Annotated in this window: 8 protein-coding genes; 7 read left to right on the forward strand and 1 reads right to left on the reverse strand. The window is 31.9% G+C overall.

Features of this window, described 5'->3' with window-relative positions:
* Positions 1-61 precede the first annotated feature (61 nt).
* From HHU12_RS02140 to HHU12_RS02170, 7 genes are all read left to right on the forward strand, one after another.
* The gene (locus tag HHU12_RS02140) at positions 62-4,750 is read left to right on the forward strand and encodes a LysM peptidoglycan-binding domain-containing protein (RefSeq protein ID WP_169654543.1); all 4,689 of its coding nucleotides are present in this window, start codon (positions 62-64) and stop codon (positions 4,748-4,750) included.
* 16 nt (positions 4,751-4,766) lie between these two features.
* Positions 4,767-5,837, forward strand: coding sequence for a leucine-rich repeat domain-containing protein (locus HHU12_RS02145; protein ID WP_169654545.1), 1,071 nt, complete (start codon positions 4,767-4,769; stop codon positions 5,835-5,837).
* A gap of 200 nt (positions 5,838-6,037) precedes the next feature.
* Positions 6,038-6,313 carry a hypothetical protein gene (locus HHU12_RS02150; RefSeq protein ID WP_169654546.1) on the forward strand — a complete coding sequence of 92 codons (276 nt, stop codon included), beginning with the start codon at positions 6,038-6,040 and terminating at the stop codon, positions 6,311-6,313.
* Positions 6,291-7,382, forward strand: coding sequence for a leucine-rich repeat domain-containing protein (locus tag HHU12_RS02155; RefSeq protein WP_169654548.1), 1,092 nt, complete (start codon positions 6,291-6,293; stop codon positions 7,380-7,382). Before HHU12_RS02150 ends, HHU12_RS02155 begins: the two co-directional genes overlap by 23 nt.
* A gap of 506 nt (positions 7,383-7,888) precedes the next feature.
* Positions 7,889-8,917, forward strand: a complete 1,029-nt coding sequence (locus HHU12_RS02160) for a leucine-rich repeat domain-containing protein (protein ID WP_169654550.1) — start codon at positions 7,889-7,891, stop codon at positions 8,915-8,917.
* A 287-nt stretch (positions 8,918-9,204) separates the two neighbouring features.
* Positions 9,205-9,402, forward strand: a complete 198-nt coding sequence (locus HHU12_RS02165; protein ID WP_169654552.1) for a hypothetical protein — start codon at positions 9,205-9,207, stop codon at positions 9,400-9,402.
* Complete coding sequence (locus HHU12_RS02170; protein ID WP_169654554.1) at positions 9,371-10,453, forward strand: leucine-rich repeat domain-containing protein; 1,083 nt, start codon at positions 9,371-9,373, stop codon at positions 10,451-10,453. The genes HHU12_RS02165 and HHU12_RS02170 overlap by 32 nt, the downstream gene beginning before the upstream one ends.
* Before the next feature lie 94 nt (positions 10,454-10,547).
* Here the strand turns inward: HHU12_RS02170 and HHU12_RS02175 are convergent, their stop codons facing one another.
* A complete protein-coding gene (locus HHU12_RS02175) occupies positions 10,548-12,059 on the reverse strand; it encodes an alpha-L-fucosidase (protein ID WP_169654556.1) in 1,512 nt (503 codons plus the stop codon).
* Positions 12,060-12,073 lie beyond the last annotated feature (14 nt).

A 12,073-nucleotide genomic window follows, 5' to 3' on the forward strand; every position in this document is an offset into this window, starting at 1 on the left:
ACAACTATTACAGTATAATAACTGACTAAAAAACTAATTAAAAATAAACTAACTGAATAATATGTCGGGATATAAATTAGAAAGGGAAGATAAAAACAAAACGCAAGCATATGGCAGAAGTTATGGAGGGTACTACAATAATTCACACAAAGCTCCAGCCTATGTACCTCACCAAGGGTTGTATATTAAGACATTCAACCTTACAGATCCATTGAAACAAACTACGGATGTATATTATAAAACAAGCGATAGAGAATTCTACTTTGGTTTGTATGAACTCTCTAAAGAAGTAGGGATTGAAGAACAAACCATAAAGGAATTAAACGTAGAGAAACATTGGTCCAGAGACTATATGCCGAAGTTGCAAAAAGGTTCTGAAGTTTATTTAGGTAAAATCACAGATGGAAATCTTGATACAATGTTAGAAGAAACTTTTAATACTTCTAATTTTATGAGATTTCCAGAGCAAGAAGAAGCCTATCTTTTCAATTACTTCTACGGTGCAAATAAAGAATCAAATAGTATACAATTTGAACGAAATTATCCCCAAAATGTGCCAGAAAAGAATTTACCAAAAAGTGAAATAAAAACAGAAGCGGATTGGAAAGAATTTAAGGGTAAAGCCTATCGAAATAAAGAACAGATGGCTAAACTTATAGCTGATCATATTTTTTCAACAGTCGGTTTACTAAAATTCGCATTAGATGATGCTGGTTTTGGCAAAGATGATTTAGCGGGACTAATTATACAGAATTTATCTGTGACTGACTTACCTTTTCTAACTATTGAAGATAGAGAATTATTAGGTGACGCTTTGGATTACTGGTACGTTCCTGATAGTGATGAAGGACATATCAAAAACATAGAGGCGATCAAGGGGATAGATAAACAAAAAGAGCTTGAAGAATACGGCCTTACTCATTTACGAATGATTGAAATAGTAAACGAATTATACTATTACTTGAATTCGAAAGAGGTTGTCGTTAAGGTGGAAGAAAATGTGTTTAGATTGTTGAATGAAGTGACTGTCTCTCAATATGCAACACAGTATCTTGAGCTATTGTATTTTAAAGCCTATAAAAGGAAATTATGGTCTGACTTATTAGGGGAAAAACATGCAAACGTTGATACAAGGCACTTAATACTTCTATTAGATACTGAACAACTTACTTTAGTCCAGGAGGTTTCTATTGATTCTTATCAATATCCTAGTGGTGAATTAATAGTTGAGAAATTCCCCCAAGGATATATAGAAAATAAATATATCGTGGAAAATGGTGATAGTATTTATGCGATCGCCAATAGATTTAGTGTCTCCATCCAAGATATAGCATATAAAAATGGATATACATATGAGAATCAGAAATTAACTGATAATCAAACCAAAAAAGAAGTCATTTTATATGAAAAAGATGAGGTAATCTTACCCAAAAATTTGAAAGTGAAAGAGGCAGATCGTTTTACGGTTATCGATCATCAAACGGAAGGTAAGGCAAAGGTCTCTCATTTGGAAAAGAAAGGAACTAGTGACTTTTATACGCTAAAGGATTATACTATTGTAGTAAACAAAATCAATAAATTAATCACTAGTGGAGCAATGACTAACCATAGGTTAATCTGTTCAATGATCGCTAATTTTAATAATGAAGCTGTAGCACTTGAGATTCTTAATACAGTTTATTTTAGCAAATTTAAAGCTCATTTAAATATGCATTGGATAAATAATGTGATGAGAGAATTTCAAAGGTCATTGAACCCCGAGACAATTCGTGCATACAGTATGAGAAGACAACAAACAGGGATTGATCCTTATGACGAATTAAGGAAACGTCATGCAAGTGATATTGCAGAAGTCTTTGGAGAACAAAACTATAGCCTTGAATATGCTTTGGCTTATGAGAAGATGCGCTTTATTGCATCTATAGATATGCGAGGTAAAGATAAGTTATGGGAAGGTCTTAGCTATAAACAAATTGCAGATACGGTGAGAGGAGAATTACAAAAAGCTCCTGATGACGCTAATGTTCCCATTGATGTTCATAATATAGTAGTCTTTCTGAATGGCTTGAAAAGGGATGGAAATCACATCGAAGAGTTTTATGAACTGTATCCAAAAGAGCAATTATTAAAAGATGTTGAGTATGCTAGACAAAAATTTCGAACCCGAGAAAATATAGTGGTAGCTTATACATCTTACGGTCCAGTTTACAGTGAAGTTGACATCAATTACCTTTCGAATCATGATGCTAATGATATTTTATTCCTATTAAATGAAAAAATTGAAAATCGTTATTTGACCAATTCAGAAGATGTATCAAAGCTCTATCAGACTTACAATCATCAAGTAAACAGTGATTTATCTGACAGGAAATTTATTTATGATGAAGGCACTATTATAGAGTTCAGGAAACAAAAAATGGATGAACCTGAACATTATTATATTGTTAGAAATGGAGATACCCCCAATAAAATTTGTGAAACTTTGGGAATATCCTCAAATGAGTTGATTAAACTTAACGATTGGAAAAGTATTTCTAAAGATGGTCAAATTACAGAAAAAGAAGGTGCTCAACCAAAATTTCTACAACCAGGAAATGCCATAAAAATTACGGCTAATGCTTTTGATATTCAGAGACGTGTCCATGATTCTTTATATATAGTAGGCAATACGGTCATTAAAAAGTACAAAGATGCGGGTATTATTGATGCAGGAACTTACAGAGTAAATGAAGATAATTACCACCCTGAATTTATTCATGACCTTCTTAATATGATTCTTGGGCAGAAAGGGGGAAGTTCACTAAGTTTTACATTAGAAATTTTTGTAAAAGGAGATATCATATTAGTAATTACGTTAGAATTAGGCACCGAATACAATGCTTCTTTATCGTTGGATGATGACACTTCTATCACAAGTAAAACCTCTTTTGCTGTAAAAGGAGAAGCAGGAGTAGCCGGGCTTGGTAATGTAAAACTAGCAGTACAACTTTCCTCTTCCGCAATAAGATATAATAATATAGATCATTATGCAGTACATTTTAACAATTCAGTCTATTCATGTCTATTAGATTTAGATGCACAGATGACCGATAGTTTCAAGGAGTATTGGGATGATGGTTCCCATATTAATTATTTACGCACTAATGCTTACAAAGTAAGAAAACAGAATGGATCATTTGGTGCAGGGGGTGGAGCAAAAAACAAAACAGGTGAAGGCGAAGGTAGTGTAAAATTAAATTTTGGCTTTTTCTCCTATGATAAATTACCAACTGTAGATGCCCCTGGTCAAGAAATAGATATTACTCAAGCTGACGAAGGAAATAAAACTTCAAAAATAGTATCATTAGATGTGGTTGATGCAGGCTTGACCTCTTTAGGCAAAAAAAGTGGACTAAGCCTTGTCTATAGTTATTATGGCAATGATGTGAATAGTGATAATAATGGATCATATCTTACAGGAGAACTGACTCTAAATGCTAAACAGCTCAAAAGCCTTTTATATGGAGGTATAAAAGCATTAAAAAATTCACCCTCTATAGAAGACTTGAAAGGTGTCTGGGATAAGGTGGTAAAACCTGGTTCTTCTCATAATTTCTTAAAGAGATTAAAGTCAATAATCAAAAGTATCCCAGCAAAAACATCTAATGCCATTATGAATGAAATGGTAAAATCTGTTTCTGGAGAAATGAAAATTGGGGGACATAATGCTGGTATATCATTTACTGAATCAGATACAGAAGCTAAAAGTTTATTTGAACATATAGAGTCGTTAAGTGAAAATGAAAACAAAAGTTCTATAGGAATTGGCGGAGATGCAAGTGTCACTTTCCAAGTACATTTTGTTAAAGATGGGGATAGTATTACTGATTTAAAACAACAATATACTAGAGTTTTATTAAGTGGAAATTTAACATTTGAAGCGACCACTGGAAGAATATCAACTCTCTATGGAATTTTAGGGTTTGAGGCTGGTATGAAAACGGAATTGGGTTATACTAGAAATGTAGTAGAATCTATCTCTCCAAATACGCTAACTTATGCTTCAACAGTTTACAATGGAATGATGTCTCGTCAACTTAAGAATTACAAAGAGGGTGAGAATATTATGAAAAGAAGAGACAAAAGTTTTGCATTAATTGAACGCTTAAAAAGTAATAGTTTAAGTGATGAGGATAACACTAAGTTGAAGGGGCATGAGGAGGATGTTAAAAATTATAAATCTTTTAGAAGTGACATTATAATCTTAAAAGAAGAAAATAAAAAATTAAAAGATAAAACCGATGATGTCAGTCTGAATGCATTTAAAGCAAACAATCTAAAAATCAAAATCTTAAAGCAGAATCAAGATAAGATTCTCTTTAACCTCATGAACACTCTACATTGGGATAGTGTATTAGGCTTAGAAGGCAAACCTATTGAAGTCAACCTAAAAGAAAACACCTGGGAGGAATACAGTACAGCTCATAAAAGCGAACTAGATCAGTTAGCTCATAACTTCTATGAAGACCTTTGGAAGGAAAAAGATAAAATAAAATGGTCTGAAGTAAATGAAAGTAATTTAATGACAATAACAGCAGTACAAGCTGAAAAGTATTTTGGGAAAGGTGGACCAAATGAGTTCTTTATGGAGTTATTGGATAGAAAGGAATTAACAGGCGATATGCCAACGTTTACTTCTCAGCATTTAATAATAATATTAAAAAATCTATATAAAGATCAACAAAGTTATGATTACACGTATAAAAACTAAACTACTATTCATTTTTATGATCATCTTTATCAGTTGTGAAACTTCGATTAATAAAGATCAGCAAACCCTTAAAAGAATTAATAAAAAGTATAATGCAGAATTAAATATTTCTTCCCATAGTGGAGATACTATTACAGGGTTAAGAATTTATGGACATAGTTTTTCTGTTATACCGGAAGAGATTAAGGAATTTAGGTATTTGGAAGATTTAAGAATTGATGGAGTAGAAATAACAAAACTACCTGATTGGATAAAAGAATTAAAACGATTAAAAGCGATTACTATTGTAGATGTTCCATTTAACTCATTTCCAGAGGAATTACTAGAAATAGATAGTATGGAGCATTTCAGTTTCAATAATCATTTCACTCTTAATAATGCTGTGAAAGAACTTCCTAAGGAGTTGCATTATAAAAATCTAAAATCGATCCACTTAAGTAGATTAAAGATTCAAAAGTTACCCCTACTTCATTTTAATACTAAAGAAGGGGTGAGTTTTACATTGAGGAAAACAGATATAACTGAAATTCCAGATGAATATAGAAAATATCATATTAGAGAATTTACTATTGATGATAATCGTAAACTAGATCATGTAGACAATCTCTTTGGTACATATGATTCATTAAAAGAGGTGAAATTTCAATACCGAGGACATACTGAGTTCCCAATGGAATCTTTTAAAAAATGTTATAACCTGGAAGTATTATATTTAGTAGATCAAGGCCTTAGGGAATTTCCTGATTTTATTTATCAAAATACAAAGCTAAAAAGGCTTTATATAGATGATAACTTTTTTGAAAACATAAAACCTGATATTATCAAATTACAAGATTTAGAGTTGCTACATATGAGTAATACTTTTATGATTGATCTACCCGAAGAAATATTTGCTTTACCCAAGTTAAGTTATCTAAATATTAGGAACCCTCTAATAAAAAAACTCCCTTCAGGCATCATGGGACTTCCAAAACGTGAAGTGCCTATGAAGATTTACGTCAGTAATGCCCCTGAAAGTTATGTACCTGTAGGAATGTCTTTGGAAGAATTGAATGAGAAGGGGTATGTCTTGTTGAATTATAATTAAACTATTCAAGGGAAAGGGCATCTGAAATAGAATAATAAATGATATAATCGCTATCAATGCTGAAAAGTAGAGACTAAGAGTTCTTTTTATAAAATTACTCTTGGTCTTTGTTTTGCTGAATTAAAACAGAAGGCAAACCTATTGAAGTCAACCTAAAAGAAAACACCTGGGAGGAATATAGTACAGCAAATAAAAGTGCATTGGATAAGTTAGCTCATAACTTCTATGAAGGCCTTTGGAAAGATAAAGATAAAACAAGCTGGGATGAGGTAAATGAAAAGAATTTTATGACAATAAATGCAGATCAAGCTAAAAAGTATTTTGGTAAAGGAGGACCAAAGGATTTCTTTATGACGTTATTGGAAGTAAAGGAATTACCAGACGATATGCCAGAATTTACTTCTAAAGATTTAATAATAATATTAAACAATCTATATAAAGATCAACAAAGTTATGATTACACGTATAAAAACTAAACTGCTATTCATTTTTATGGTCCTCTTTATCAGTTGTGAAAGTACAACCTATAAAGATCAGGAGACTTTTAGATTAATTAATAAAAAGTATAACGCAAAATTAAATACATCTTACCATAAAGGAGATACAATTACAGGACTAAGAATTTACGGAAGGTATTTTTCTGAATTACCAAAAGAAATTATGGACTTTGAATATTTAAAGGCATTAAGGATTGATGGTGTAAATATAAAAAAACTGCCTGATTGGATAAAAGAATTAAAACAACTAAAGACGGTCACTATTGTAGATGTTCCATTTAACTCATTTCCAGAGGAATTATTAGAATTAGATAGTATGGAACATTTCAGTTTTAATGGTAATGAATTGAAAGAACTACCTTCGGAGTTACATTTTGAAAATCTAAAATCAATCTATTTAAGCGAGTTGAAGATTCAAAAGTTACCCCTACTTTATTTTAACTCAAAAGAAGGGATGAGTGTTATATTGAGGAAAACAGATATAAATGAAATTCCAAACGAATATAGAAAATATCGTATAAGAGAATTCATCATTGAAGATAACCGTCAACTAGATCATGTAGATAACCTCTTTGGTACTTATGATTCATTGAAAGAAGTAAAAATCGAATACCGAGGGCATACTAAGTTCCCAATGGAATCCTTCAAAAAATGTTATAACCTAGAAGTATTATCTTTAACGGATCAAGGCCTTTGGGAATTCCCAGATTTTATTTATCAAAATACAAAACTAAAAAGGCTTTATATTGGTAATAACCCTTTTGAAAAAATATCTTCACAAATCATTAAACTACAAAACCTAGAATACTTAGGTTTATATAATAGCCTTATGATTGCGGATTTACCTGAAGAATTATTTGCATTACCAAAATTAGAGGCTATCGATATTAAATCTACTTTAATTGGTAAACTCCCCTCCGGCATCATGGGCCTACCAAAACGTGAAGTGCCTATGAAGATCTATGTTAGTAATGCTCCTGAAAGCTATGTGCCTTTAGGAATGTCTTTGGATGAGTTGAATGAAAAGGGGTATATTTTGAAGAATTAGAAGCAATTTGTTGAAGGGAATTTGAAGTAGAATAATAGATGATATTATAACTATCAATATTGAAAAGTAAAGACTAAGAGTGCTTTTAATAAAATTACTCTTGGTCTTTCTTTTTATAAATCAAAACAGAAGGTAAATCTATTGAAGTAAATCCAAAAGAAAATACTTGGAAGGAATACAGTAAAGCACATGCTGGTGAACTAGGTCAGTTATCACAGAACTTCTTTGGAAATTTAAAGATAAAACAAGTTGGAGTGAGGTAGATGAAGATGCCTTTATGACAATTAATGCTGTTCAAGCTAAAAAGTATTTTGGGGATGGTGGGCCTAAGGGTTTATTTCTTAAGTTATTGAAAAGAAAGGAACTTCCTAAGAAAATGCCAAAATTTACTTCTAAAGATTTAATAATAATATTAAACAATCTATATAAAGATCAACAAAGTTATGATTACACGTATAAAAACTAAACTGCTATTCATTTTTATGATCATCATAATCAGTTGTGAAATGACAACGCATAATGATCAAAAATTAATATCATTAATCAATAAAAAATATAATGCTGATTTACATGTTTCGGATGATGAAGGGGATACTATACTTGGGCTTAGTATTTATGGATCTGACTTTTCTGTTATACCAGAAGAGATAAAAGAATTTAGGAATTTAAAAGATTTAAGAATCGATGATGTTAATATAAAAAAACTACCTGATTGGATAAAAGAATTAAAACAACTAAAGACGGTTACTATTGTAGATGTTCCATTCACCTCATTTCCAGAGGAATTATTAGAATTAGATAGTATGGAACATTTCAGTTTTAATGGTAATGAAGTGAAAGAGCTACCTGCAGAGTTATATTTTGAAAATCTAAAATCAATCTATTTAAGCGAGTTGAAGATTCAAAAGTTACCCCTACTTCATTTTAATACTAAAGAAGGGGTGAGTGTTATATTGAGGAAAACAGATATAACTGAAATTCCAAAAGAATATAGCAAATATCATATTAAAGATTTTACAATAGATGATAACCGTCAACTAGATCATGTAGATAACCTCTTTGGCACTTTTGATTCATTGAAAGAGGTAGATTTAGGATACCGTGGGCATACTGAGTTCCCAATGGAATCTTTCAAAAGATGTTATAATCTTGAAGTTTTATATTTATCGAATCAAAGCCTTAGGGAATTTCCTGATTTTATTTATCAAAATACAAAGCTAAAAAGGCTTTATATAGGTGATAACCCATTTAAAATTATTAAACCTGATATTATCAAATTACAAAATTTAGAATACTTAGATTTAAGTGAAAGTTTTAGAATGAGAGAAATACCCGAAGAGATATTTGCATTACCAAAATTAGAGGCTATCGATATAAAATCTACTTTAATTGGAAAACTTCCTTCCGGCATCATGGGGCTTCCAAAACGTGAAGCACCTATGAAGATCTATGTTAGTAATGCTCCTGAAAGCTATGTGCCTTTAGGAATGTCTTTGGAAGAGTTAAATGAGAAGGGGTATATTTTGAAGAATTAGAAGCAATTTGTTGAAGGGAATTTGAAGTAGAATAATAGATGATATTATAACTATCAATATTGAAAAGTAAAGACTAAGAGTGCTTTTAATAAAATTACTCTTGGTCTTTCTTTTTATAAATCAAAACAGAAGGTAAATCTATTGAAGTAAATCCAAAAGAAAATACTTGGAAGGAATACAGTCAAGAACATAGAAGTGAACTAGATCAGTTATCGCAGAACTTCTTTGGAAAACTTTGGGAATTTAATGATAAAACAAGTTGGAGTGAGGTAGATGAAGATGCCTTTATGACAATTAATGCTGTTCAAGCTAAGAAGTATTTTGGGGATAAAGGGCCTAAGGATTTCTTTATGAATTTACTAGGGGTTCAATCTTTTAAAGATTATGAACCTACTTTTGAAGCGAGACATTTAGATATTATTTTTAAAAACTTATATAAAGACCAACAAAGTTATGATTATCAATATAATAAGAAAAGTAATTAGTATCTTTTTTGTAATTCTTTTTGGTTGCTCTTCAAATATTAATGATCAGAAATTAGTTGAAGAGATTAACAATAAATACAATACTAAATTAGCATATAAATCTAATGAACAAGGAAATGTATATAGTATAACCTTATCATCTCATTTTGATACCATACCAAATGAAATTCAAGGATTTAATAACCTAGAATATTTATTTATGAACTGGTTAAATAATAAAACTGTTCCACAATGGATTAAGAATTTTGATAGGCTAAAAAAAATCACTTTCATTAATGTGCCTCTTCAATCTTTTCCTATTCAGGTTCTAGAACTAGATAGTCTAGAACATATTGGATTCAAAGGTAATAATATTGAGTATCTACCTGATTCAATATGCTTGGAAAATTTTTCTTCATTATTCCTTAGTAATATGAAAGTTAGAAATCTACCACTGCTAAAGAATAATCAAAAACCAAAATTCCTGTTCATATCCAAAACAGATATCTCCGAAATTCCAACTGAATATAGTACTTATGAGATAAGTAAAATTTCTATTGAAGATAACCGTAAACTTGATCATATGGATAACCTTTTTGGTACCTATGATTCTTTGAAAGAGGTAAATATAGGGTATCGTGGTCATACCAAATTCCCAATGGAATCTTTCAAAAAATGTTATAACCTAGAAGTATTATCTTTATCGGATCAAGGCCTTTTTGAATTTCCTGATTTTATTTATCAGAATACGAAATTACAAAGGCTATATATTGGTAAAAACCCGTTTAAAATAATAAAAACTGATATTATCAAACTAAAAGATTTAGAACATTTAGATTTAGATAATTGTGTAAGAATTCGTGAACTGCCAGAAGAAATTTTTGCACTACCAAAACTTAAGTCTTTACATATTAAAACTACTTTAATCAACAAACTCCCTTCCGGCATCATGGGCCTACCAAAACGTGAAGTTCCTATGAAAATTTACGTCAGTAATGCCCTTGAAAGCTATGTGCCTTTAGGAATGTCTTTGGTAGAGTTGAATGATAAGGGGTATATTTTGAAGAATTAGAAGTGATTAAAAAATATAATACAGTTTTTTTTCATGTAAAAAAAGGGATGAAGAAAGAGGAATAAGACTACCTTCCTTCTTCCCTTTTTAATGTTTACATCACATTCTTATCCAATACCATTTTGAAAACAAAAGCGTGATCACAAGGCTTGTCTTTTGGTAGTTCAATTGCCAAACCATCACCTTTTAATGACCATTTCAATTCTTTATTTGAGCCTAGTAATTGTAGGCTTTTGATTTTATTTTTCAAGTAGGTTTTATCTGTTCCTAAACTTTTAATATTCAATTTTCCGTCTTTTGGCCAGTCCAATGCTATTGCATAAAGATTGTTACCGTTGGTTGTGAATCGAATATCTTCTGCGACTGCTTCTTTGTTTTTATGTTCACTCAAGTGACCTTCCTTGATTTCTTGAGGACCTTCACCATAAATCACCCAAGGGCGAGTGTCATAAATTGCTTCACCATTCATGCTTAACCATTGCCCCATTTCTTTTAAACGGGTCACTACACCTTCTGGAATTTCACCGTTGGCTTTTGGAGGAATATTTAATAATACAGCTCCATTTTTAGAAACTACATCCACCAAAAAGTCAATTAATCTATTGGTTGATTTGTACTTAGGATCATCAATATCACACCATGCTTTCCAGTCTACAGAGTCATCCGTTAGCCAAACAAAAGGTTGCTTGTCTTTCATTCTTGAACGTTCTAGGTCAAGGACTGCGGTCCCTTTTTCCATGTCTTCGAACTTATAGGTACAAACTACTTCTTTGCCCCACTTCTGTGCATTGTTGTAATAATTGGCTAAAAACTGCTTTCTGTGTTTTTCATCAATGATGTCCATTCTGTTATCAAACCAAATAATATCTGGCTGATATTTTTCCATAAGTTCATCCAAACGGGCCAGCCATTCATCATTGAACTTTTTGTCTGGAAGCGGGTCACTTTTTACATCTGCCATAGTGAAAGTCCCTTTGGGAGTATATGGGCCATATAGACCTTCGTATTCAGGGTTTCCGGCATCTGTTGATTTATCCCACGTAGGGTACCAAGCGTACATCCAATGTCTATGGTAAGTGGCTATAAACTTCATATCGTATTTCTTCACCGCTTTCGCCATCTCCCCCACAATGTCCCTTTTCGGTCCCATTTCTTTGGCATCCCAGTGCGTCAATTCACTATCCCACATGGCAAAACCATCGGCATGTTCTGCTACAGGACCAGCAAATTGAGCACCAGCTTCTTTGAAGAGTTTTGCCCATTCATCGGCATCAAAATGCTCTCCTGTAAACATTGGAATAAAATCTTTGTACCCGAATTTATCCAGGCTACCATATTTTTCCTCATGGTGCTTTCTGATTTTGCTTCCTTCGTTATACATATGGTGTGAATACCATTCTGTTTCATAGGCAGGCACTGAATATGGACCCCAATGGAAATAAATTCCAAATTTTGAGTTTTTCCACCATTCCGGTACTTGGTATTGCCCTAACGACTCCCAGTCTGCCTCATATTTTATTTCTTCTGTTTGCTTTGCTTTTTCAGTAGTTGCACACCCTGCCATTAATATACCGAGCAAGGCACCTGTTATGTATTTCTTAATCATGATTTATTATTGCT

It is taken from the genome of Flammeovirga aprica JL-4 (assembly GCF_012844305.1).
Classification (GTDB): Bacteria; Bacteroidota; Bacteroidia; order Cytophagales; family Flammeovirgaceae; genus Flammeovirga; species Flammeovirga aprica.